This window comes from Terrabacter sp. NPDC000476 (genome assembly GCF_040300125.1).
GTDB lineage: Bacteria > Actinomycetota > Actinomycetes > Actinomycetales > Dermatophilaceae > Terrabacter.
In genome coordinates this window covers 81,383-104,746 of sequence record NZ_JBEPDF010000001.1, presented here as the reverse complement: position 1 = coordinate 104,746, position 23,364 = coordinate 81,383, and the positions used below count along the sequence as shown (strand labels likewise).

General features: G+C 72.5%; 18 protein-coding genes and 1 tRNA gene. 2 read left to right on the top strand and 17 right to left on the bottom strand.

The genetic code is table 11. The features are described from left to right. Positions 1-98: 98 nt before the first annotated feature. The 14 genes from ABT295_RS00475 to hisI all read right to left on the bottom strand — a co-directional run bounded on the left by ABT295_RS00475 (position 99) and on the right by hisI (position 17,096). Positions 99-1,241 carry a branched-chain amino acid ABC transporter substrate-binding protein gene (locus ABT295_RS00475; protein ID WP_352392467.1) on the bottom strand — a complete coding sequence of 381 codons (1,143 nt, stop codon included), beginning with the start codon at positions 1,239-1,241 and terminating at the stop codon, positions 99-101. A 142-nt stretch (positions 1,242-1,383) separates the two neighbouring features. After that, a complete protein-coding gene (locus tag ABT295_RS00470; RefSeq protein ID WP_502991058.1) occupies positions 1,384-2,067 on the bottom strand; it encodes an ANTAR domain-containing response regulator in 684 nt (227 codons plus the stop codon). A 65-nt stretch (positions 2,068-2,132) separates the two neighbouring features. Further along, positions 2,133-2,215 (bottom strand) — tRNA-Leu (locus ABT295_RS00465). 27 nt (positions 2,216-2,242) lie between these two features. Next, a complete protein-coding gene (pyk, locus tag ABT295_RS00460; RefSeq protein ID WP_352392466.1) occupies positions 2,243-3,700 on the bottom strand; it encodes a pyruvate kinase in 1,458 nt (485 codons plus the stop codon). Positions 3,701-3,779: 79 nt separating this feature from the next. Beyond that, positions 3,780-5,237, bottom strand: coding sequence for a glutamate synthase subunit beta (locus ABT295_RS00455; protein ID WP_352392465.1), 1,458 nt, complete (start codon positions 5,235-5,237; stop codon positions 3,780-3,782). After that, on the bottom strand, positions 5,230-9,795 hold the full coding sequence (gltB, locus tag ABT295_RS00450) for a glutamate synthase large subunit (protein WP_352392464.1): 4,566 nt from the start codon (positions 9,793-9,795) through the stop codon (positions 5,230-5,232). The genes ABT295_RS00455 and gltB overlap by 8 nt, the downstream gene beginning before the upstream one ends. Before the next feature lie 201 nt (positions 9,796-9,996). Beyond that, positions 9,997-11,016, bottom strand: coding sequence for a prolipoprotein diacylglyceryl transferase (gene lgt / locus ABT295_RS00445; protein WP_502991057.1), 1,020 nt, complete (start codon positions 11,014-11,016; stop codon positions 9,997-9,999). Continuing rightward, positions 11,013-11,813, bottom strand: a complete 801-nt coding sequence (gene trpA / locus ABT295_RS00440) for a tryptophan synthase subunit alpha (RefSeq protein WP_352392463.1) — start codon at positions 11,811-11,813, stop codon at positions 11,013-11,015. The genes lgt and trpA overlap by 4 nt, the downstream gene beginning before the upstream one ends. Further along, on the bottom strand, positions 11,810-13,069 hold the full coding sequence (trpB, locus tag ABT295_RS00435; protein ID WP_352392462.1) for a tryptophan synthase subunit beta: 1,260 nt from the start codon (positions 13,067-13,069) through the stop codon (positions 11,810-11,812). Before trpB ends, trpA begins: the two co-directional genes overlap by 4 nt. Positions 13,070-13,071: 2 nt before the next feature. Next, positions 13,072-13,899, bottom strand: coding sequence for an indole-3-glycerol phosphate synthase TrpC (gene trpC / locus ABT295_RS00430; RefSeq protein ID WP_352392461.1), 828 nt, complete (start codon positions 13,897-13,899; stop codon positions 13,072-13,074). A 5-nt stretch (positions 13,900-13,904) separates the two neighbouring features. Then, positions 13,905-14,174 carry an HGxxPAAW family protein gene (locus tag ABT295_RS00425; protein WP_345505451.1) on the bottom strand — a complete coding sequence of 90 codons (270 nt, stop codon included), beginning with the start codon at positions 14,172-14,174 and terminating at the stop codon, positions 13,905-13,907. A gap of 64 nt (positions 14,175-14,238) precedes the next feature. Further along, positions 14,239-14,823: a Trp biosynthesis-associated membrane protein gene (locus ABT295_RS00420; protein WP_352392460.1), complete on the bottom strand. Its 585-nt coding sequence runs from the start codon at positions 14,821-14,823 to the stop codon at positions 14,239-14,241. After that, positions 14,820-16,403: an anthranilate synthase component I gene (locus ABT295_RS00415; protein WP_352392459.1), complete on the bottom strand. Its 1,584-nt coding sequence runs from the start codon at positions 16,401-16,403 to the stop codon at positions 14,820-14,822. The genes ABT295_RS00420 and ABT295_RS00415 overlap by 4 nt, the downstream gene beginning before the upstream one ends. 309 nt (positions 16,404-16,712) lie before the next feature. Next, positions 16,713-17,096 (bottom strand): phosphoribosyl-AMP cyclohydrolase, encoded by a 384-nt coding sequence (gene hisI, locus ABT295_RS00410; protein WP_352394660.1) that lies wholly within the window; start codon positions 17,094-17,096, stop codon positions 16,713-16,715. 49 nt (positions 17,097-17,145) lie between these two features. Between hisI and ABT295_RS00405 the strand changes: the two genes are divergently transcribed. After that, a complete protein-coding gene (locus tag ABT295_RS00405; protein WP_352392458.1) occupies positions 17,146-17,877 on the top strand; it encodes a hypothetical protein in 732 nt (243 codons plus the stop codon). 84 nt (positions 17,878-17,961) lie between these two features. Here ABT295_RS00405 and ABT295_RS00400 read toward each other — a convergent pair whose 3' ends face one another. The 3 genes from ABT295_RS00400 to ABT295_RS00390 are packed head-to-tail and all read right to left on the bottom strand — an operon-like array spanning position 17,962 to position 22,674. Next, on the bottom strand, positions 17,962-19,767 hold the full coding sequence (locus ABT295_RS00400; protein ID WP_502991115.1) for an ABC transporter ATP-binding protein: 1,806 nt from the start codon (positions 19,765-19,767) through the stop codon (positions 17,962-17,964). 2 nt (positions 19,768-19,769) lie between these two features. Beyond that, on the bottom strand, positions 19,770-21,596 hold the full coding sequence (locus tag ABT295_RS00395; RefSeq protein WP_352392456.1) for an ABC transporter ATP-binding protein: 1,827 nt from the start codon (positions 21,594-21,596) through the stop codon (positions 19,770-19,772). Positions 21,597-21,648: 52 nt separating this feature from the next. Continuing rightward, positions 21,649-22,674, bottom strand: coding sequence for a GNAT family N-acetyltransferase (locus tag ABT295_RS00390; RefSeq protein ID WP_352392455.1), 1,026 nt, complete (start codon positions 22,672-22,674; stop codon positions 21,649-21,651). Positions 22,675-22,699: 25 nt separating this feature from the next. Between ABT295_RS00390 and ABT295_RS00385 the strand changes: the two genes are divergently transcribed. Beyond that, on the top strand, positions 22,700-23,341 hold the full coding sequence (locus ABT295_RS00385; protein ID WP_352392454.1) for a TIGR03085 family metal-binding protein: 642 nt from the start codon (positions 22,700-22,702) through the stop codon (positions 23,339-23,341). Positions 23,342-23,364: the final 23 nt, after the last annotated feature.

Sequence of the window (23,364 nt, the reverse complement as noted above, 5' to 3'; positions counted from 1 at the left end):
GGGCCGGGTGCGGTGGGCGGGTCAGGGAACGCGCGTCAACCGAGCGAGGGGCGGTCGGAGCCTACTGCTCCGCCCGCCCCCCGTTCCGGACGTTCGCGTTACTTGATCTCGCCGGCGGAGACGATCTTGCCACCCTCGACCTTGTAGGCGAAGACCTTGATGTCGGCCGACTCGCCCTTGTCGTCGAACTTCAGCTGCTTCGTCACGCCCTTCTTGTCGTAGGCCTTGACGAAGTCGACCATCGACGCACGGTCCTTGCCGGCGGCGATGCCGTCGAGCAGGATCGTGGCGGAGTCGTAGCCCTCACCCGAGTAGGTGTTGGGGTCCTCGTTGTACTTCGCCTTGTACGCGGCCTGGAAGTCGGGCGCGACGTCCGGCGGCACGCACGGGCAGGTGATGATGGTGCCCTCGGCGGCGTCCTTGGCGTTGTCGATGTAGGACTGGTCCTTGACGCCGTCGGCCACGACGAACGTGCCCTTCCAGCCGGCGTCCCGCAGCTGCTTGATCATCGGGGCGGCCTCGGGCGAGTAGCCACCGAAGAAGAGCGCGTCGGCGCCCGAGCTCGTCACCTTGGTGACGGAGGCGCTGAAGTCGGTCTGCTTCTGCTGGATCGTGTCGTTGCCGATGACCTGGCTGCCGAGGTCCTTGCGGACGATGTCGGCCAGGCCCTTGCCGTACTCGGACGCGTCGTCGATGACGAAGGTCTTCGTCGACTTCAGGGTGTCCTTGATGTACTTCGCGGCCGCAGGGCCCTGCGTGGCGTCGTTGCCGAGCGCACGGAAGAAGGTCTTCCAGCCGTTGTCGGCGAGGGCCGGGTTCGTCGCGGACGGCGTGATGGTCACGAGACCGGCCTCGTTGAAGGCGGGGTCGGCGGCCTTGGACTCACCGGAGAACGCGGGGCCGACGATGCCGACGACCTTCTTGTCGTCGATGGCCTTCTTGGCCAGGGCCGGAGCCTGCGTCGGGTCGCCCTGCGAGTCGTAGTTCTCGAGCGTGACCTTGCAGTCCGCGTGCTTCTTGTTGTAGTCGTCGAGGGCGAGGTTCACGCCGTTCTGGATGTAGATGCCCAGGTTGGCGTTCGGGCCGGTGAGGGCGCCGAACATGCCGATCTTGTAGTTGCCGCAAGCTGCGGCGCCACCGCTCGCGGCCGGCGCGGCGGAGTCGCCACCCTTGGTGCCACACGCACCGAGGGCAAGCGCTGCGACCGCGAGCGGCACAGCGAACTTGAGGGTAGAACGCACGGGTGTCCTCCTGATGTCACGCATCCCTCGGTCGAGGGCTGACTCGGAGACTAGGCCAGTGCCCCCCGGCTGGTCACGGAATCCGGGCGATCGGTGACCGTGTCGTGACCTCACCGCCGCACGATTTGCGGCGGATGCGACATCAGGAGGTCGGGAACCCGTTGATGACGGCCTCGGCGACCTCTTTCATCCCGAGCCGGCGGTCCATCGCGGTCTTCTGGATCCACCGGAAGGCGTCCGACTCGCTCAGCTTGAGCTGGGTCATGAGCACGCCCTTGGCCCGGTCGACGAGCTTGCGCGTCTCGAGCCGCTCGCCGAGGTCGGCGATCTCGGACTCGAGGGCCTTGAGCTCCTGCCAGCGCGACGTCGCGATGTCGATGGCCGGGCGCAGGTCGTCGGCCGTGAAGGGCTTGACGATGTAGGCCATGACGCCGGCGTCGCGGGCGCGCTCGACGAGCTCGGTCTGCGAGAACGCGGTGAGCATGATGACCGGGCAGAGCTTCGCCGCGTGCAGCTGCTCGGCGGCGCTCAGGCCGTCGAGCACGGGCATCTTGACGTCCATGATGACGAGGTCGGGCCTCAGCTCGGTGGCGAGCTCGACCGCCTGCTCGCCGTTGCTCGCCTGGCCGACGACCTCGTAGCCCTGCTCGCCGAGCATCTCGACGAGGTCGAGCCGGATGAGGGCCTCGTCCTCGGCCACGAGGATGCGCGTGGCGGGGGCGGACGCGCCGGCCGGAGCGGCCGGTGCCGCCGGGGCGGTGGGGGCGGGCTTCGGGGTGGCGCCCGCCGCGGAGGTGTCGGTGCTCTCGGTGCTCTCAGTGCTCACGGGGAGAGCCTAGCCGGGCGCACGTTTCGGGCGCGTTTCGGGAGGGTTCCCGCGGGCGTCAGGAGTGCCGAGGGCGGGACTCGAACCCGCACGGCCTTGCGGCCAGAGCATTTTGAGTGCCCCGTGTCTGCCATTCCACCACCCCGGCCGGAGTGCGGCCGCCAGCATACCGGCGTCAGCCGGTAACCTCCTCCGGCCGGTAGGCGGGGGCGGCCCGGTTCACGGCGTCGCCGACGCGGTGCACGCGCAGCGCGTTCGTCGAGCCCGGGATGCCGGGGGGCGAGCCGGCGACGATGACGACGCGGTCGCCCTCGGAGACCCGGCCCTCCGGGATGAGCTTGAGGTCGACCTGCATGGCGAACTGGTCGGTGTGCTGCATGCGCGGCACGAGGTAGGTCTCGACGCCCCACACGAGCGCCAGGCGCGAGCGCACCCGCGGCTCGGAGGTGAAGGCGAGCATGGGCAGCCGGGGCCGGATGCGGGCCATCCGGGTGGCCGAGCCGCCGGTCTCGGTGAAGATGATGAGGAACTTCGAGCCGACGACCTCGCCGATCTCGACGGCGGCCTTGGTCACCGCGCCGCCGACGGTCTTGGGGTTCGAGGTCATCCGGACGATCTTGTCGAAGCCGTTCTCCTCGGTGGACTCGATGATGCGCGCCATGGTGCGCACCGAGTCGATCGGCCAGGCGCCGACGGAGGTCTCCCCCGACAGCATGAGCGCGTCGGCCCCGTCGAGCACGGCGTTCGCGGCGTCGGAGGCCTCGGCGCGGGTCGGGCGCGGGTTCTCGATCATCGACTCGAGCACCTGCGTGGCGACGATGACCGGCTTGGCCTCGCGGCGGCACAGCTCGATGGCGCGCTTCTGCACGAGCGGCACGTCCTCGAGCGGCATCTCGACGCCGAGGTCGCCGCGGGCGACCATGACGCCGTCGAAGGCCGCGATGATGTTCTCGAGGTTGTCGACGGCCTGCGGCTTCTCGATCTTGGCGATGACCGGGATGCGGTCGCCGAACTCGTCCATGATCGCGTGCACGTCGTCGATGTCGTCGGCCGAGCGGACGAACGACAGGGCGATCATGTCGACGCCGAGGCGCATGGCGAAGCGGAGGTCCTCGCGGTCCTTCTCCGACAGGGCCGGCACGCTGACGGCGACGCCGGGCAGGTTGATCCCCTTGTTGTTGCTGACGACGCCGCCGATGACGGTCTCGGTCAGCACGTCGGTGTCGTTGACCTCGACGGCCCGCAGCATGACCTTGCCGTCGTCGATGAGCAGGACGTCGCCCGGCGTCACGTCACCCGGCAGACCGGCATACGTCGTGCCGACGATGCTGTCGTCGCCCTCGACGTCGCGGGTCGTGATGGTGAAGCGCTGGCCCGGGGTCAGCGACACCGGGCCCGACGCGAAGCGCCCGGTGCGGATCTTCGGGCCCTGGAGGTCGACGAGGATGCCGACGGCACGACCGGACGCGTCACCGGCCGCGCGCACGTCGCGGTAGACCTGCTCGTGGACGGCGTGGTCGCCGTGCGAGAGGTTGAGTCGGGCGACGTCCATGCCGGCGTCGACGAGGGCCCGCAGCTGCGAGGGTGACGAGGTCTTGGGACCGATGGTGCAGACGATCTTGGCGCGGCGCATGGGTCAACCTTATGGGTGCTGTGACGTGGGTCACCACGCGGGGGTGGTGACCCACCCGTGGGGTGGGGGAAGCGGCAGGTCAGACGGTCAGCGGCCGGTCGGCGGGACCGATCGGGCGCGGCAGGGAGCTCGACCCGGTGAGCCAGGCGTCGACACCGGCCGCAGCCGCCCGGCCCTCCGCGATCGCCCAGACGATGAGCGACTGGCCACGGCCGGCGTCGCCGGCGACGAAGACGCCCGGCACCGAGCTCATGAAGTTCTTGTCGCGCCGCACGTTGCTGCGCTCGTCGAGGTCGACGCCGAGCTGCTCGACGACCCCGGGCCCCTGCGGGCCGAGGAAGCCCATGGCGAAGAGGACGAGCTGGGCGGGGATCTCCCGCTCGGTGCCCGGCTTCGGCGTGGGCCGGCCGTCGACCATCTCGACCTCGGTGAGGCGCAGCGCCGCGACGTTGCCGTCGTCGTCGCCGACGAACTCCGTGGTGCTGACGGCGTAGATGCGCTCGCCACCCTCCTCGTGGGCGCTCGCGACGCGGTAGAGCATCGGGTAGGTCGGCCACGGCTGGTTCGAGGGACGGTCCTCCCCCGGCTGCGGCATGATCTCGAGGCTCGTCACCGACGCCGCGCCCTGGCGGTGCGACGTGCCGATGCAGTCGGCACCGGTGTCGCCGCCGCCGATGACGACGACGTGCTTGCCGGTCGCGACGACTTGGTCCTCCACGTGCTCACCGAGCGCGGCCCGGTTGCCCTGCGGGAGGAAGTCCATGGCCTGGTGGATGCCGCCGAGGTCGCGGCCCGGCACGTCGAGGTCGCGCGGCACGGTGGCCCCGAGCGCGAGCACGACGGCGTCGTAGCGGTCGCGCAGCTGGCGCCCGGTGATGTCGACGCCGATGTCCATGCCGTTGCGGAAGCGGGTGCCCTCGGCCTTCATCTGCGCGAGACGGCGGTCGAGGACGGCCTTCTCCATCTTGAACTCCGGGATGCCGTAGCGCAGCAGGCCGCCCGGCTTGTCGGCGCGCTCGAAGACGGCCACGGTGTGGCCGGCGCGCGTCAGCTGCTGCGCGGCCGCGAGGCCCGCGGGGCCCGAGCCGACGACGGCCACGGTCTTGCCCGAGAGCCGCTCGGGCGGCAGCGGGTGCACGAGCCCCTCCTCGAAGGCACGCTCGATCGTCGTGACCTCGATCTGCTTGATCGTCACGGCGGGCTGGTTGATCCCGAGCACGCACGCCGTCTCGCACGGCGCGGGGCAGAGGCGGCCGGTGAACTCCGGGAAGTTGTTCGTCGCGTGCAGCCGCTCGATGGCGTCGGTCCAGTCGCCGCGCCACGCGAAGGTGTTCCACTCGGGGATGAGGTTGCCCAGGGGGCAGCCGGAGTGGCAGAAGGGGATGCCGCAGTCCATGCAGCGACCGGCCTGGCGCTGCAGCTCACCGGCCTGCTGCTCCTCGTACACCTCCTTCCAGTCGCGGATGCGCACCGGGACGGGTCGGCGGGTGGGCAGCTCCCGCTCGCGGGTGCTGAGAAAGCCTTGGGGGTCAGCCACGGGAAGCCTCCATGATCCGGTTCCACACGTCGGGGCCGTCGAGGTCGAGCCCTTGGGCCTCGGCCTCGGCGCGCACGTCGAGGACGCGCTGGTAGTCGCGGGGCAGCACGAGCGTGAAGCGCTCGCGAGCCGCCGCCCAGTCGGCGAGCAGCGCTGCGGCGACGGGCGACTCGGTCCACCGCACGTGCTCCTCGAGGAGCTCGCGCAGCGACGCGTCGTCCTCGTCGCGCAGCGCGAGCAGGTCGACCATCTCGCGGTTGACGAGGTGCTCGTCGAGGTCGAGGACGTAGGCCACGCCGCCCGACATGCCGGCCGCGAAGTTGCGGCCGGTGCGGCCGAGCACGACGGCGGCACCGCCCGTCATGTACTCGCAGCCGTGGTCGCCGACGCCCTCGACGACGGCGAGCGCGCCCGAGTTGCGCACGCAGAAGCGCTCGCCGACGATGCCGCGCAGGAAGATCCGCCCGGTCGTCGCGCCGTAGCCGATGACGTTGCCGCCGATGACGTTCTCCTCGGCGACGAGCGCGGCGTCGCGGTGCGGCCGGACGACGACGCGCCCGCCCGACAGGCCCTTGCCGACGTAGTCGTTGGTGTCGCCGAAGAGCTGCAGCGTCACACCCGCCGGCAGGAAGGCGCCGAACGACTGCCCGCCCGAGCCAGTCATGGTCAGCTCGATCGTGTTGTCCGCGAGGCCGTCCGGGTGGGCCTTGGTGACGTGGTGCCCGAGCATCGTGCCGACGGTGCGGTTGACGTTGCGCACGGCGATCTCGCTGCGCACCTGCTCGCCGCTCTCGATGGCCGGCAGGGCGCGGCTCAGCAGCTCGTTGTCGAGCGCCTTGTCGAGGCCGTGGTCCTGGGTGGCCGACTGGTGCAGGGTGCCACCGGTCGGGTTGTCGGCCACGGCGAGGATCGGGCTGAGGTCGAGACCCGAGGCCTTCCAGTGCGCGACGGCCTTGTCGATGTCCAGGCTGCCGACCTGGCCGACGGCCTCCTCGATCGAGCGGAACCCGAGCGAGGCGAGGTGCTCGCGCACCTCCTGCGCGATGTACTCGAAGAAGGTCTCGACGAACTCGGGCTTGCCGGAGAAGCGGGCCCGCAGCTCGGGGTTCTGCGTCGCGATGCCGACCGGGCAGGTGTCGAGGTGGCAGACGCGCATCATGACGCAGCCGGAGACCACGAGCGGCGCCGTGGCGAAGCCGAACTCCTCGGCGCCGAGCAGGGCGGCGACGACGACGTCGCGGCCGGTCTTCAGCTGGCCGTCGACCTGCACGACGATGCGGTCGCGCAGGCCGTTGAGCACGAGCGTCTGCTGCGCCTCGGCGAGGCCGAGCTCCCACGGCGCGCCGGCGTGCTTGAGCGAGGTGAGCGGCGAGGCGCCGGTGCCGCCGTCGTGGCCGGAGATGAGCACGACGTCCGCGTGCGCCTTGGACACGCCCGCCGCCACGGTGCCGACGCCGATCTCGCTGACGAGCTTGACGTGGATGCGCGCGACCGGGTTGGCGTTCTTGAGGTCGTGGATCAGCTGGGCGAGGTCCTCGATGGAGTAGATGTCGTGGTGCGGCGGCGGCGAGATGAGCCCGACACCGGGCGTCGAGTGCCGCGTCTTGGCCACCCAGGGGTAGACCTTGTGGCCGGGCAGCTGGCCGCCCTCGCCGGGCTTGGCGCCCTGCGCCATCTTGATCTGGATGTCGTCGGAGTGGGTGAGGTAGAGGCTCGTGACGCCGAAGCGCCCCGAGGCGACCTGCTTGACGGCCGAGCGGCGCTCGGGGTCGAGCAGACGCTCGACGTCCTCGCCGCCCTCGCCGGTGTTGGAGCGGCCGCCGAGGTGGTTCATCGCGACGGCGAGCGTCTCGTGCGCCTCCTGCGAGATCGAGCCGTAGCTCATCGCGCCGGTGTTGAAGCGCTTGACGATCTCGCTGACCGGCTCGACCTCCTCGATCGGCACGGGCAGCCGGCCCGTGACGCCCGTGGGGCGGAAGCCCATCAGGCCGCGGAGCGTCATGAGCCGCGAGGTCTGGTCGTCGACGCGCTCGGTGTACTGCTTGAAGATGTCGTAGCGGCGCTGGCGCGTGGAGTGCTGGAGGCGGAAGACCGTGTCGGGGTCGAAGAGGTGCGGCTCGCCCTCACGGCGCCACTGGTACTCGCCCCCGACCTCGAGCACACGGTGCGGCTGCTGCACGCCGTCCGGCGGGTAGGCCCGCGCGTGCCGCTCGGCCGTCTCGCGGGCGATGACGTCGAGGCCGACCCCGCCGAGCTGGCTCACGGTGCCGGTGAAGTAGCGGTCGACGAGCGCCTGCGACAGCCCGATGGCCTCGAAGACCTGCGCCCCGCGGTACGACGCGACGGTGGAGATGCCCATCTTCGACATCACCTTGAGCACGCCCTTGCCGAGCGCCTTGATGAGGTTGGCGACGGCCTTCTCGGGCGTGACGCCCTCGATCTCGCCCGAGCGGACGAGGTCCTCGACCGTCTCCATCGCGAGGTAGGGGTTGACGGCGGCGGCGCCGAAGCCGATGAGCAGGGCCACGTGGTGCACCTCGCGGACGTCGCCCGCCTCGACGAGCAGGCCGACCTGGGTGCGGGTCTTCTCGCGGATGAGGTGGTGGTGCACGGCCGCGGTCAGCAGCAGCGACGGGATGGGGGCGAGGTCACGACCCGAGTCGCGGTCGGAGAGCACGACGAAGCGCGCGCCGCGGGAGATCGCCGTCGAGACCTCGGCGAAGATCTCCTCGAGCCGGTCGCGCATGGCGGCCGCTCCCCCGGTGACGTCGTAGAGCCCGCGCACGACGTGCGTCGCGTAGCCGGGCAGGTCGCCGTCGGCGTTGATGTGCACGATCTTCGCGAGCTCGTCGTTGTCGATGACCGGGAAGTCGAGCACGAGCTGCCGGGCGTGGCTCGGCGTGGCCGAGAGGGCGTTGCCCTCCGGGCCCATGTACGTGCCGAGGGAGGTGACGAGCTCCTCGCGGATCGCGTCGAGCGGCGGGTTCGTCACCTGCGCGAAGAGCTGGGTGAAGTAGTCGAAGAGCAGCCGCGGACGCGCGGAGAGCACGGCGATGGGGGTGTCGGTGCCCATCGAGCCGAGCGCCTCGGCGCCGGAGCGCGCCATCGGCGTCAGCAGGATCCGCAGCTCCTCGGACGTGTAGCCGAAGGTCTGCTGGCGGCGCGCCACGGAGGCCGCCGTGTGCACGATGTGCTCGCGCTCCGGGAGGTCCTCGAGGCGGATGAGCCCCGCGTGCAGCCACTCGGCATACGGCTTGGCGGCGGCGAGCTGGGTCTTGATCTCCTCGTCGCCGACGATGCGGCCGTGCTCGGTGTCGACGAGGAACATCTTGCCGGGCTGGAGGCGCCCGCGGTGCACGATGGTGGCCGGGTCGAGCTCGAGCACGCCCGACTCGGACGCGAGCACGACGAGGCCGTCTTCGGTGACGGTGTAGCGGCCAGGGCGCAGGCCGTTGCGGTCGAGCACGGCGCCGACGAGCGTGCCGTCGCTGAAGCAGACGTTGGCCGGGCCGTCCCACGGCTCCATGAAGGTCGAGTGGAACTCGTAGAACGCCTTGCGGGCGGGGTCCATCGTCGCGTGGTTCTCCCACGCCTCCGGGATCATCATGAGCACGGCGTGCGGCAGGGACCGGCCGCCGAGGTGCAGCAGCTCGAGCACCTCGTCGAAGCTGGCCGAGTCGGACGCGTCGGGCGTGCAGACCGGGAAAACCCGCTCGAGGTCGCCCGGGATGATGTCGGACGTCAGCAGGCTCTCGCGCGCGTGCATCCAGTTGCGGTTGCCCTTGACGGTGTTGATCTCGCCGTTGTGGGCGATGAAGCGGTAGGGGTGCGCGAGCGGCCACGACGGGAAGGTGTTCGTCGAGAAGCGCGAGTGCACGAGGGCGAGCTCGCTGGCGAAGCGCGGGTCGGACAGGTCGGGGAAGAACGGCTCGAGCTGGCCGGTCGTCAGCATCCCCTTGTAGACGATGGTGCGCGAGCTGAGCGAGGCGAAGTAGACGTCGACCTCGTGCTCGGCGCGCTTGCGCAGGCAGAAGGCGAGCCGGTCGAGCCCGAGCGCGACCTGGCGGCCCATCGAGCTGCTGACGAAGAGCTGCTCGAAGAAGGGCATGCACTCGCGCGCGACGGCGCCGACGAGGTCGGCCTCGACGGGCACCTCGCGCCAGCCGAGCACCTTGAGGTTCTCGGCGACGGCGAGCTCCTCGATGCGGGCCTTGGCCACGGCCCGCTCGGCGGGGTCCTGCGGCAGGAACGCGATCCCGGCGGCATACGCCCCGTCGTTGGGCAGCGTGAAGGGCACGGTGGCACGGAAGAACGCGTCGGGGATCTGCGTCAGGATGCCGGCGCCGTCACCGACGAGCGGGTCGGCGCCCGTGGCACCGCGGTGGTCGAGGTTGCGCAGCGCCGTGAGGGCGTGGTCGACGATGTCGTGGCCCGCCGTCCCCCGCATCGTCGCGATGAGGGCGACACCGCAGGCGTCGTGCTCGAACTCGCGCCGGTAGAGACCGGAGTTCTCCGGGTGGGCACTGAACAGGCCCCGGGTGCGGGTGTGCGGCGACATCTTCACCGTCCTTCTGCTGGGCCCGCGGCGAGGAGGCGCGCGCGACCACATGACATGACTGAGGGCATGTGGACGGCACTGGCCACAGGCGTTGGCGACGACGATATCGGAGCGGTCGCTCGTCCTACCTGTTGATACGCCGGATTCCGCATCGTGAGACGTCGTGCTCGCGTGGTGTGTCGCACCCCACGCGGGGTGACCTCAGGACTGGGCGGGACGCTCCGCGTCGGCTTCGGCCCGCGCGCCGTCGTTCGACCCGTCGGAGGCCTCCGCCACCGCAGGATCTGCGGCGGTCGCCTTTGTCGAGGCGGTCGAGGCGGTCGGGTCGGTCGGGTCGGACGGGTCGGTTGGTGCGGACGGCTGCGGCAGGCGGCCGAAGCGCCGCCAGAGGTAGAGCCCGAAGAGGATGACGAGCAGGCTCACCCAGGTGTTGACGCGGTGGCCGAGGATGAGGTTGGCCGAGTCGCTGCGCATGCTCTCGATGACGAAGCGCCCGATCGGGTAGCCGACGACGTAGGCGGCGAAGACCTGGCCCGCCTTGAGGTCGAGGCGGCGGCCCATCCAGACGAGCACGGCCGCGAGCAGGAGGCACCAGAGCGCCTCGTAGAGGAACGTCGGGTGGAAGTAGCCCTTGACCACCGGGTTGCCCGCGGCGTCGACGACCGCGCGCCCGGCCGAGGTGTCCCACTCGTAGATGCGCAGCTTCCACGGCAGGTCGGTGGGCCCGCCGTAGATCTCGTTGTTGAACCAGTTGCCGAAGCGGCCCATGGCCTGGGCGATCGCGAGCCCGGGGGCGGCGGCGTCGACGAAGTCGCGGAAGGCCACGCCGTTCTTGCGGCAGCCGATCCACGCGCCGACCGCGCCGAGCATGACGGCGCCCCAGATGCCGAGCCCGCCCTCGTAGATGGCGAAGGCCTTCCACGGGTCGCCGCCCTCGCCGAAGTAGGGCTGCGGCGTCGTGACGAGGTGGTAGATGCGCCCGCCGACGATGCCGAACGGCACGGCCCAGGCGGAGATGTCGATCGCGACGCCCGACCGGTGGCCGCGTGCCTCGAGGCGCCGCTGGGTCAGCCAGACGGCCACGACGATGCCGGCGAGGATGCACATGGCGTAGCCCCGGATCGGCAGCGGGCCGAGGTGCCACACGCCGACGCTGGGCGACGGGATCTCGGCCGGCAGTGCGGCCGGCAAGGCAGCCGGCAGGGCGGCCAGCAGGCTCACGCCCGGCTCCGGCGCACGCCGTCGGCGAGCTCGCGGGCCAGGGCGCCGAGCGCCTCGAGCCCCTGCTCCGGCGAGTCGGCCTCGGTGAGGCACCGGACGAGCGCCGACCCGACGATGACCCCGTCGGCGTAGCGGCCGACCTCGGCCGCCTGGTCGCCGGTGGAGACGCCGACGCCGACGCAGACGGGGAGGTCGGTGTGCTCGCGGGTGCGGCCGACGAGGGCGGCGGCTGCCTCGCCGACGCTGGCGCGCGCGCCCGTGACCCCCATGACGGCCGTCGCGTAGACGAAGCCGCGGCACCGGGCCGTCACGGCCTCGAGGCGCTCGGGCGTCGAGCTCGGCGCGACGAGGAAGACCTTGTCGAGGTCGTGCGCGTCGGCCGCCTCGATCCAGTCGCCGGCCTCGTCGGGGATGAGGTCGGGCGTGATGAGACCGGCACCACCGGCCGCTGCGAGGTCGGCGGCGAACCGCTCGACGCCGTAGCGCATGACCGGGTTCCAGTAGGTCATGACGAGGGCGCCGGCGCCGGCGCCGGAGATCTCGCGGGCGGCCGTGAAGATGTCGGTGAGGTGCACGCCGTTCTCGAGGGCGCGCACGGCGGCGTCCTGGATGACGGGGCCGTCCATGACGGGGTCGCTGTAGGGCACGCCGATCTCGACGATGTCGACGCCGGAGTCGACGAGCACCTTCATCGCGGCGATCGAGCCCTCGACGGTCGGGAAGCCGACGGGCAGGTAGCCGACGAGGGCGGGCCGGCCCTGCTCGCGGCAGGCCTCGATGATGCCGGCGACGCTCACTGCTGGACCCCCGCGCCCTTGGCTCCGTCGTCGTCGGGCAGCTGCGGCGTGCCGTCGTCGGCGATGAGCCCGAACCACTCGGCGGCCGTGTGGACGTCCTTGTCGCCGCGCCCCGAGAGGTTGACGAGCAGCACCGCGTCGGGGCCGAGCTCGCGCCCGACCTTGATGGCGCCGGCGAGGGCGTGCGCGCTCTCGATGGCGGGCAGGATGCCCTCGGTGCGCGACAGGAGCGAGAAGGCCTCCATGGCCTCGTCGTCGGTGACCGGGCGGTACTCGGCCCGGCCGGACTCGAGCAGGTGCGCGTGCTCCGGACCGACGCTGGGGTAGTCGAGACCGGCGGAGACGCTGTGCGACTCGACGGTCTGGCCGTCCTCGTCCTGCATGACGTAGGTGAAGGCACCGTGCAGCACGCCGGGGATGCCGGCCGAGAACCGGGCGGCGTGCTTGCCGGACTCGACGCCCTCTCCCCCGGCCTCGAAGCCGATGAGGCGCACCGAGGCGTCGTCGATGAAGCGGTGGAAGATGCCCATCGCGTTCGAGCCGCCGCCGACGCAGGCGAGCACGGCGTCGGGCAGGCGGCCGACGAGGTCGAGCACCTGCTGGCGCGCCTCGACGCCGATGACGCGGTGGAAGTCACGGACCATCTCGGGGAACGGGTGCGGCCCGGTCACGGTCCCGAGCACGTAGTGCGTCGTCTCCACGTTGGCGACCCAGTCGCGGAAGGCCTCGTTGACGGCGTCCTTGAGGGTCTTGCTGCCGTTGTCGACGGGCACGACCTCCGCGCCGAGCAGGCGCATGCGGGCGACGTTGAGCGCCTGGCGCTCGGTGTCCTTGCGGCCCATGTAGACGACGCAGTCGAGCCCGAGCAGGGCGGCCGCGGTCGCGGTCGCGACCCCGTGCTGCCCGGCGCCGGTCTCGGCGATGACGCGCGTCTTGCCCATCCGCTTCGTCAGCAGGGCCTGGCCGAGCACGTTGTTGATCTTGTGCGAGCCCGTGTGGTTGAGGTCCTCGCGCTTGAGGATGACGCGCGCGCCGCCGCAGTGCTCGGCGAAGCGCGGCACCTCGGTGACGATGCTCGGCCGACCCGTGTAGGTGCGCTGCAGCCGCTCGAGCTCGCCGACGAACTCGGGGTCGACGACGGCCTTGCGCCAGACCTCCTCGAGCTGCTCGAGCGCGGGGACGAGCGCCTCGGGGACGTAGCGTCCGCCGAAGCCGCCGAAGCGGCCGTATGCCGGCACGTTGGATGTCGTGGTCATGCTCACTCTCCTGCCGCGCCGGGGCGGGCCGTGGCCCGGACCGCGGACGCGGCGTCGATGAAGGCGCGGATCGCGGCCTCGGGGGCACCGTCCCTGACGAGCGCCTCGCCGACGAGCACGGCTCCGGCGCCCGCGCGGACGTAGGTCGCGACGTCGGCGGGGCCGGTCACGCCGGACTCGGCGACGCCGACGACGCCGTCGGGGATGCGGGGCAGCAGGTCGGTGACGGTGCGGGGGTCGACCTCGAGGGTCTTGAGGTTGCGGGCGTTGACGCCGACGAGTGCCGGTTCGAGCGCGAGGGCCCGCTCCAGCTCGGCGGCGTCGTGCACCTCGACGAGGGCCGTCATGCCGAGCTCGCGGGCCTGGTCGTGCAGGTCACGCATGAGCGCGTCGTCGAGCGCCGCGACGATGAGCAGGACGAGGTCGGCGCCGTGGGCGCGCGCCTCGGTCACCTGGTAGGCATCGACCATGAAGTCCTTGCGCAGCAAGGGGGTCCGCACGGCCGCACGCACCTCGTCGAGGTCGGCGAGACTGCCGGAGAACCGGCGCTCCTCGGTGAGCACGCTGATCGCGCTCGCCCCGCCGGCGGCATACGACCTCGCCAGCAGGCCGGGCTCGGGGATGTCGGCGAGCGCGCCCTTGCTCGGGCTCGACCGCTTGACCTCCGCGATGACCGCGACGCCCTCGGCGCCCCGGATGCCGGGCATCGGGTCGAGGGCCGGGGCGACGGCCGCGAGCCGAACCTCGAGCTCGGTCAGCGGCAGTGCGGCGCGACGGCGCCCGAGATCCTCGCGGACGCCGCCGATGATCCCGTCGAGAACCGTCGCCACGGGGCTCAGCTCTTGCCGAGGGTGGGGGCGCCGGCCTCGTCGGGGGCGTCGACGAGCGAGCCCGACTGCGCGTGGCGGGCCGAGCCGCCGTAGCCGGCCATCGACATGACGCGACCGGTGACGGCGCCGGCGACGATGACGACCGCGCCGACGATCCCGAGCACGACGTTGGGCAGGAGCACCGCGACGGAGGCGATGGCCGAGCCGATCAGGATGATTCCCACGGCCGTCCAGGCCGCGACGCTGTGCCCGTGGTCCTCGTGCTGCTCTTCCATGGCGTCCTCTCTGGTCCGGTCGGCGGCACGCGTGCGCGCCGACCCGTTCGTGGCCCTCATTCTGTCAGGTCGCGTGGGGGTCGTCGCGCAGGGTGGGGTCGCCGCCCTCGCTCAGCTCGTCCCACGTGGTGCGCACCTCGCCCCGCGGGCCGCTAGCCGGCTTGTCGCCGCGCTCGTAGCGACTCGAGAGGCCGGCCCAGGAGCTGCTCGAGACCGCGGTCAGCACCGCGCCGACGACGAGCAGGAGCGAGAGGGCGACGGCCGCCCACACCCACGCGGTGCTCTGGCCGGTGGCGGCCGGGGCCGTCGTGCGGGCCAGCTCGCGCGCCACGGCGTCGGCGACGGTGGCGACCGGGCGCAGCGCGACGAGCACGGTCATGGCTGCCGCGCCCGCGGCCGCGAGCACGAGCACCCCGGCCGACACGGCCCGGATGAGGCGGCCGCCGGTCATGACCCCGAGCACGGCCACGACGCACACGGCGAGGAGCCCGACGACGCCGGGCGCCGCGGCGCCGCCGGTCACCGAGGTGGCCGCGCTGCTCAGCACGTCGCGCGACTCCCCCGTCGCCCAGGGCTGGGTGCTCGCTCCGAGCAGCAGCGCGGCGGGGCCGAGGACGGCGAGAGCCGCCGCCTTCTTCGACAGCGTCATGCGCCCCGGCCCCCGAGCGGGCGCAGGCCGGCCGCGGCAGCCACCGCACGCAGGGCCGCCGCCGCCTTGGTGACGGTCTCCTCGAACTCGAGGTGGGGCACCGAGTCGGCAACGATGCCCGCCCCGGCCTGCACGTGCGCGCGGCCGTCCTTGATGAGCGCGGTGCGGATCGCGATGGCCATGTCGAGGTCGCCGGCGAAGTCGAGGTAGCCGACGACGCCGCCGTAGAGGCCCCGCCGCAGGCCCTCGTACTCGTCGATGAGCGCCATGGCCCGCGGCTTCGGGGCGCCGCTCAGGGTGCCGGCCGGGAACGTCGCGACGAGCGCGTCGTAGGCGCTGCGGTCCTCGCGCAGCTCGCCTACGACCGTCGACTCGATGTGCATGATGTGGCTGTAGCGGCGCACCGACATGAAGTCGACGGTGTCGACGGTGCCGGCCCGGCAGATCCGCTGGAGGTCGTTGCGGGCCAGGTCGACGAGCATGAGGTGCTCGGCGCGCTCCTTGGCGTCGCCGAGCAGCTCCTCCGCGAGGTGCGCGTCGTGGTCGGGCGTCTTGCCGCGGGGGCGCGAGCCGGCGATCGGGTGGGTGATCGCCTGCCGATCGGTCACCTTGATGAGCGCCTCGGGGCTCGAGCCGACGACGTCGTAGGCCGAGCCGTCGGGGTGCGGCAGGCGCAGGAGGTACATGTAGGGGCTCGGGTTGCTGACCCGCAGGGCGCGGTAGACGTCGAGCGCGTCGGCCGGGCAGGGCACCGTGAACCGTTGCGAGACGACGATCTGGAACGCCTCGCCGGCGCGGATCGCCTCCTTGGCCTGCTCGACCATGGACTCGTACTCCGGCTGCGTGTGGCTGCTCGTCGGGCTGCTCGGTGCGGGCTCGATGGTGGCCACGGTGCTCGGGGCCGGGGCGGCCAGCTGCTCGACCATCCGGTCGAGCCGCGCGACGGCGTCGGCCCACGCGTCCTCGATGCGCTCGTCGGTGGCGTCGTGGTTGACGGCGTTCGCGACGAGCAGCAGGGAGCCGTCGCTGTGGTCGAAGACGGCGAGGTCGGTGGCGAGCATCATCGCGAGCTCGGGCAGGTCGAGCTCGTCGCGGCCGCCGTCGGGCACCCGCTCCCAGCGGCGCACGGCGTCGTAGGTGATGGCGCCGACGAGGCCGCCCGTCAGCGGCGGCAGGCCCGGGATGCGCGGCGTCGCGAGCGCGGCGACGACGTCGCGCACGGCCGCGGTGGGGTCGCCGTCCGTCGGCAGCCCGACCGGCGGGTCGCCGATCCAGTGCACCCGGCCGTCCCGCTCGGTGAGCGTCGCGGCGCTCCGGGCGCCGACGATGGAGTAGCGCGACCAGACGCCGCCGTGCTCGGCCGACTCGAGCAGGAAGGTGCCCGGCGCGTCCTGCGCGAGCTTGCGGTAGACCCCAACGGGCGTCTCGGCGTCGGCGAGCACGCGGCGCACGACGGGGATGACGCGACGGTGCTCGAGCGCGAGCTCGGTGAACACCTCGAGGCTGGGCCAGGTCCTCCCCCACGTGAGGTCGGCGTGGGGTGTCGACGCGGCGGTGAGCGAGGTGTTCGAGTCGGGCACCGCCCCATTCTGGCCCACGCCGCCACCCCCCGACGCCACCCCTCCACCGTCGAAAGGCCACTTGGTGCGGGTCGGTGAACGTCGAAAGGCCACCCTCTGCGGGTCCCCCACCGTCGAAAGGCCACCCTTTGCGGGTGGGTGGGTGACGAGAGGCCACTCTTGGTGGAGCGTCCGACCGAGGGGACGGAACCGTGAGCCTTGGCCCATCGACGGCTGGCGACCCGCGGACTTTGGCCTTTCGACGGCTGGGGATCCGCGGACTTTGGCCTTTCGACGGTTGGGGACCCGCGGACTCTGGCCTTTCGACGGTTACGGGGTGGGCTGGGGCTCGCCGACCTTGGCGGGCAGGACGCGGGCGTCGAAGCAGGTGCGGTCACCGGTGTGGCAGGCCGCCCCGACCTGGTCGACGGTGACGAGCAGGGCGTCGCCGTCGCAGTCGAGGCGCACGCCCTTGACCCACTGCGCGTGCCCGCTCGTGTCGCCCTTGCGCCAGTACTCCTGCCGGCTGCGCGACCAGAAGGTCACCCGGCCCTCGCCGAGCGTGCGGCGCAGCGCCTCGTCGTCCATCCAGCCGACCATGAGCACGTCGCCCGTGTCGTGCTGCTGGACGACGGCGGCGACGAGGCCGTGCTCGTCGCGCTTGAGCAGCCCGGCGATCTGCGGGTCGAGGACGGGGTCGGTCGCATCGGTCACGTCGGTCGCATCGGTCACCGGACCATTCTGCCGGTCGTACGCTCGGGCCGTGACCACGAGCAGTTCTGGGGACGGGGCGCTGCTGCTGCCCAGTCCGCTCCTGCCCGCGCACGTCATGGACGACCTCGCCGCGTCGCTCGGCCGGTCGGGCCTGCCGGCCACCGTGGCCTCGCCGGGTCTCGCGCCGGGCGAGGGACCGCCGCACCTCGTCGCCCGGTGGGCCCGGCAGCTGCGGGCCGGGACCGTCCTCGTCGCCCACAGCAACGCGGGCTACCTCGCGCCGCACGTGCGCAGCGCCGCCGGCACGGCCGGTCCGGTCGTCTTCGTCGACGCGGCCCTGCCACCGGCGTCGGGCGCCCACCGGCTCGCGCCGCCCGCCTTCCGCTCGTGGCTCGGCGAGCTCGTGGAGGACGACGGCCGGTTGCCGCCGTGGACGCGCTGGTGGCCGAGGTCCGACGTCGAGCAGGCCGTCCCCGCAGGCCGGTTCGACGAGCTCGACCGCGCGTGCCCGCGGCTGCCCCTCGCCTGGTTCGACACCACCCTGACGGCGCCGCCCGGGTGGGTCGCGCAGCCCGCCGCCTACCTCGCGTTCGGCACGACGTATGCCGACGAGCTGGCCTTCGCCTCGCGCCACGGCTGGCCGGTCGCCGACCTCGAGGGCGGGCACCTGCTCCTGCTCTCGGAGCCGGGTGCGGTGGCCGACGCCGTCCTCGCCCTCGTGGGACAGCTGTCGCGAGGTGCCGCCGCGCCGCCACCCCTGCCCCCACAACACACCGAGTAGGTCGCAACCCACCGGCATCCGTTCCCGGTGGGTTGCGACTTCCACGGTGTGTTGCGGGTGGGCGCCCCGGCCGGGCGCGGCGCGTCAGACGGCCTGCTGCTGCGCCACCCAGGACTCGTGGAGCCTCGAGTAGACGCCGCCGAGGCGCACGAGCTCGGTGTGGTGGCCGCGCTCGACGATGCGACCCGCGTCGACGACGATGACCTCGTCGGCCGCCTGGGCCGTCGAGAGCCGGTGCGCGATGGCGATGGACGTGCGGCCGCGGGTCAGCGAGTCGAGGGCGCGCTGCAGGCGCACCTCGGTGCTGGGGTCGACGGCCGACGTCGCCTCGTCGAGCACGAGCAGGTCGGGGTCGGCGAGGTAGGCCCGCGCGAGCGCGACGAGCTGCCGCTCCCCCGCCGACAGCGACTCGCCGCGCTGCCCGACGTCGGTGCCGAGGCCGAGCGGCAGGGTGGCCACCCAGGCGTCGAGGCCGAGCTCGGTGAGGGTGAGCCGCACGTCGTCCGCGCTCGCCGCGGGTCGCCCGAAGCGGATGTTCTCGAGCAGCGTGCCGTCGAAGAGGAACCCCTCCTGCGGCACGAGCACGACGCGCGAGCGCAGAGACGAGAAGCGGATCGTGCCGAGGTCGACGCCGTCGAGCCGCACGACGCCGCTGCTCGGGTCCATGAGCCGCGTCAGCAGCTTGGCGAGCGTCGACTTGCCCGATCCGGTCTCTCCCACGATGGCGACCCGGCTGCGCGGGGCGATCGTCAGGTCGATGTCGTGGAGCACGGGTTCCCCACCGGGGTAGGCGAACCCGACGCCGTCGAACTGCACGGTGATCGGCCCGCGCGGCAGCGTGACACCGTCGTCGCCCGGGTCGGAGACGTCGGCGGGCGTGTCGATGATCCCGATGACGCGACGCCACCCCGCGACGGCGTTCTGCATCTCGTTGAGGATCTCGGTCGCCTGCTGCACCGGCTGCGTGAAGAGGTTGACGAGGAAGAGGAACGCGAGCAGCTCCCCGAGGGTCAGGCTCCCGCGCGCCGCCAGCACCGTGCCGACGACGAGGACGACGGCCGTCGTGAGCCCCGACACGAGCTGGCCCGAGGTGAAGGCGACGACGGAGCGCGCCTGCGCGCCGATGGCGGCCTTCCGGTGCGCCTCGATCGCCGTGTCGATGCGGGTGGCCGTGCGCTCCTCGACGCCGTACGCGCGGATGGCCTGCGCACCGACGACCGCCTCGGAGATGGCGCCGAGCATGTCGCCGACCCGCTCGCGCACCCGGGTGTAGGCCCGCCCGACGATGCCCTGGAACTTGCGGATGATGATGAAGAGCGGCACGAAGCACAGCCACACGACGAGGCCGAGCAGCGGGCTGTAGACGACCATGAGCACCGTCGCGAGCGTGATCTGCGCGAGGTTGATGAGCAGCATGAGCCCGCCGAACTGCACGAACATCGAGATCGTGTCGACGTCCGAGGTCACGCGCGAGACGAGCGAGCCGCGCCGCTCGGTGTTCTGGGTCAGCATCGCCAGGTCGTGGATGTGGCGGAAGGCCTTGAGCCGCAGGGTCGCCAGACCGTTCTCGGACGACTTGAAGAGGCGGACGTTGACGAAGTAGGCGGAGAACGCCGTCACGACGACACCGGCGAGCGCCACCCCGATGTAGGCAGCCACGATGCCGGTGTCGGGACCGTCGTCGGCGAGGATGCCCTCGTCGGTGATGCGCTGCACGACGAAGGGCACGAGCACGCGCCCGAGCGTCGAGAGCACCGCGAGCAGCACCGTCACCCCGATGCCCTTGCGCAGCTCCGGTGACAGCACGACGCCGCGCTTCAGGGTCTGCCACGTCGTCATCTCGGTGCCCGTGGCGACACCGTGGTGCTCGACCACCTGCTGGGAGCGCATGCTCATCGGGAGACCTCCTCGTCCGCCGCGATCGCGTCGCGCTCGGCGGCCTCACGGGCGTATGCCGTCACGAGCCGTTCGTAGCCGACGCACCGCCCCAGCAGCTGGGCGTGCGAGCCGTGGTCGACGACGCGCCCGCCCTCGAGGTAGACGACCTCGTCGGCGAGCAGGATCGTCGCCATCCGGTAGGCGACGACGAGGACGGTCGTGCCGCTGCTCGCCTCGCGCAGCCGGCCGAGGATGGCCTGCTCGACGCTGGGGTCGACGGCCGACGTCGCGTCGTCGAGGATCAGCAGCTGTGGCTGGCGGATCACCGCGCGGGCCAGGGCGATCCGCTGGCGCTGGCCGCCGGAGAGGCTGGCGCCGCGCTCGCCCACGTGGGTGTCGAGGCCCTGCGGCAGCTTCTCGACGAAGCCGGTGCCCTGCGCCACGTCGAGGGCCCGCCACACGGCGTCGTCGTCGTGCTCGGCGCCGAGCGTGATGTTCCCGCGCACGCTGTCGTCGAACATGAAGGTCTGCTGGGCCACGAGGGCGGCGACCTCGCTCACCCCGCCGTGCCGCACCTCGCGCAGGTCGACGTCGTCGACGAGCACCGCGCCGCTGTCGGGGTCGACGAGCCGCATGACGAGGTTGGTCAGCGTCGACTTGCCGCTGCCCGTGGGCCCGACGACGGCGACCGTGGCTCCCGGCGCGACGTCGAGCGTGACGTCGACGACGGCGGGGTTGAGGTCGGCGTCGCCCGCCTCGTCCTCGATCTCGTAGGCGTAGGCCAGTCGCTCGGCCTGCAGGTGGCTCGCGGCGCCGGTCGGCAGGGACCGGTCGCCGAAGGCCATGCTCCCGGTCGCGTCGAGGACCGCGGAGACGCGCTTCCACCCGACCACCGCGCGGGGCAGCTCGGCGAGCACCCAGCCGAGGGCCCGCACCGGGAAGGCGAGGATGGAGAAGAGGTAGGCGATCTGCACGACCTCCGCGGCCGAGAGCAGGCCGCTGCGGACGCGGAGGGTGCCGACGAAGAGCACGGCCAGCGTGCCGACCGTCGGGATGGCCTCGATGGCCGGGTCGAAGCGCCCGCGGGTGCGGCCCACCTCGATGTTCGCGTCGCGCAGCTCGTGCGTGACCGCCCGGAAGCGCTCGGCCTCGTGGTCCTCGCGGCCCAGCGACTTGACGATGAGGGCGGCCTCGAAGCTCTCGTGCGCGACCTCGGAGACGTCGGCCCGCAGCTGCTGGGCGCGCGTCACCCGCGGCGACATGGCGCGCTGGAAGGCGACGTTGGCGAGGAAGAGCATCGGGAAGACGGTGAGGCCGACGACCGCGAGCCACGGGTCGACGACGACCATCTGGACGATGCCGAAGACGAGCATGACGACGACGCCGAGGGCCATCGGCAGCGGCGCGAAGATGTTCCACGTCGCCTCGACGTCGGCGTTCGCGTTCGAGAGCAGCTGCCCGGACGGGTGCGCGTGGTGCCAGCGCAGCGGTAGCCGGAGGTACTGACGGGTGACTCGGCGGCGGTACATGGCGCCGAGGTTGTACATCGCCACGCCGCCGGCGATGCGCCGGCCGATGACGCCGACGATGGTCGTCAGCACGACCGCGGCCATGACGCCGCCGATGAACCACAGCTGCCCCGCCGTGACGTGGCGGGCCGCGATGGCGGGGGTCACCGCCTCGCGCACGACGTAGCCGATGGCGGCCGCGGTGAGGCTCGTCATGACGCCGTAGACGACGCTGCCGAGCACGGCGAGGGAGAACCAGCGGGGCTGGCCCTTGATGCCTCGGCCGATGACGGCGAGACCCTCCCGCAGGGTCGAGGTGGGCGGGACGTTCACGGTGCGCTGCTCCCCTGGTGTCGTGCCGATGTCGTGCCCGGTGCTCGACCCCTCAGCCTCTCACGTCACGCGCCCAGAGCCACTCCGCCCCCGGATCGCTCGATGTCGCGCTCCCGGGCTCCTCGACCCGGGCGAACCCCAGCCGGGCCAGCACGCGGTGGCTCGGCACGTTGCCCGGCTCGGTGTGCGCCACGACCGAGAGGCCGGCCGCCTCGAGCGAGCGCACCATGGCGGAGAGCACGTCGGTCATGAGCCCACCCCCGCGGGCCTCCGGCACGAGGCCGTAGCCGACCTCGACGACCCCGTCCTCCGGCGGACCGAAGCAGCCGATCGAGCCGACGGCGAGCCCGTCGCTGCGCCGCACGACGTGCCGCGGCGACCACGCGTCGGGGTCGCCCGTCATCGTCCCGACGGCGTCGAGGTCGTCCTCGCGGGGGTAGCCCTCGGCCCAGCCGGCGCGCCGTTCGCCCGCCCGCATGGCCGCGGCCTCCGCACCCGTGACGGGCACCAGCCGTGCGTGCCTCGTCTCGATCGGCCCCGCACCGATGGGCTGCGCGGGCGCGCCCGTGCGCACCCAGTGACGCAGCACGCCGTCCTGCTCGTCCTCGAGCACGCCCCCGCGCGACCGGATGGTGCGCGCGGACGCCGTGTTGTCCGCGTCGCACGTCACGAGCACCGGGTCGATGCCCCGGGAGGCGGCGATCGCGAGGGCGAGACCGAGCGCCTCGCCCGCGACGCCCTGGCGGCGCGACCTCGGCGCGACGGCATACCCGATGTGCCCGCCCTCGACGAGGAGCGAGGGGGTGAGCCCGTGGCGGACCGCGATGGTGCCGATGACCTCGCCGTCACGCACGATCCACCGGTTCGACGACGGCACGCGGCCCTCGGGCAGGGCCTCGTCGGGCCGCTCCATCCGGCCGAGCCAGTCGACCCACTCCTCGAAGGCCTCCGGGTCGCGCAGGACGTCGCGGTCGCCCGGACGGTAGCTCGACCCGTGGATGGTCTCGTCGCCGAAGTCGTCGACCATCGCCCACCAGGAGTCGGCGAGGTCGACGGTCGGACGCACGAGCTCGATCACCGGGCGATCCTGACAGGATGGGCCCATGACGCGCCACGCCCTTTCCGAACGCCTCCTGCTCTGCGACGAGCTCGACCGGCTCGGCCCCGACGCGCCCACGATGTGCGAGGGCTGGGCGACGCGCGACCTCGCCGCGCACCTCTACGTCCGCGAGCACCGACCCGACCTCGCGGCGGGCACACTACTGCCGTTCCTGTCGGGACGGCTCGAGCGCGAGCAGCGCCGGCTGGCGCACGGCGACCACGCGGCGCTCGTCCAGCGCGTGCGCGGTGGCGCGCCCGCGTGGAACCCGATGGCCCTGCCGAAGGTCGACGAGCTCGCCAACCTCGTCGAGTACTTCGTGCACCACGAGGACGTGCGCCGCGCGCAGCCGGACTGGCGCCCGCGCGACCTCGACCCCCGCCTGCAGGCCGCGCTGTGGTCGGCGCTGCGGCGCACGGCCCGGCTGATGTTCCGCCGGTCGGCCACCGGCATCGTGCTCATCGCCGAGGGCCACGGCCGGTATGCCGCCAAGCTGCCCGACGAGCACGGCACCGTGGTGCTCCGCGGCACGCCGGCCGAGCTCGTGCTCTACGCGTACGGCCGCAAGAGCGTGGCCCGGGTCGAGCTCGAGGGCGACGCCGACGACATCGCGGCCCTGCAGGACGCCGAGCTCGGCCTCGGCTGAGACGCCGCGGCCCGAGCGCGTCG

Excerpts from the sequence above, each read along its gene's own strand:
- pyk (WP_352392466.1), bottom strand. The coding sequence starts at position 3,700 with ATGCGCCGCGCCAAGATCGTCTGCACCATCGGTCCCAAGACCTCGTCA.
- gltB (WP_352392464.1), bottom strand. The coding sequence starts at position 9,795 with ATGTCGCCGCACACCCGCACCCGGGGCCTGTTCAGTGCCCACCCGGAG.
- trpB (WP_352392462.1), bottom strand. The coding sequence starts at position 13,069 with ATGACCACGACATCCAACGTGCCGGCATACGGCCGCTTCGGCGGCTTC.
- ABT295_RS00425 (WP_345505451.1), bottom strand. The coding sequence starts at position 14,174 with ATGGAAGAGCAGCACGAGGACCACGGGCACAGCGTCGCGGCCTGGACG.
- ABT295_RS00420 (WP_352392460.1), bottom strand. The coding sequence starts at position 14,823 with ATGACGCTGTCGAAGAAGGCGGCGGCTCTCGCCGTCCTCGGCCCCGCC.
- ABT295_RS00400 (WP_502991115.1), bottom strand. The coding sequence starts at position 19,767 with ATGCGCTCCCAGCAGGTGGTCGAGCACCACGGTGTCGCCACGGGCACC.
- ABT295_RS00385 (WP_352392454.1), top strand. The coding sequence starts at position 22,700 with ATGACGCGCCACGCCCTTTCCGAACGCCTCCTGCTCTGCGACGAGCTC.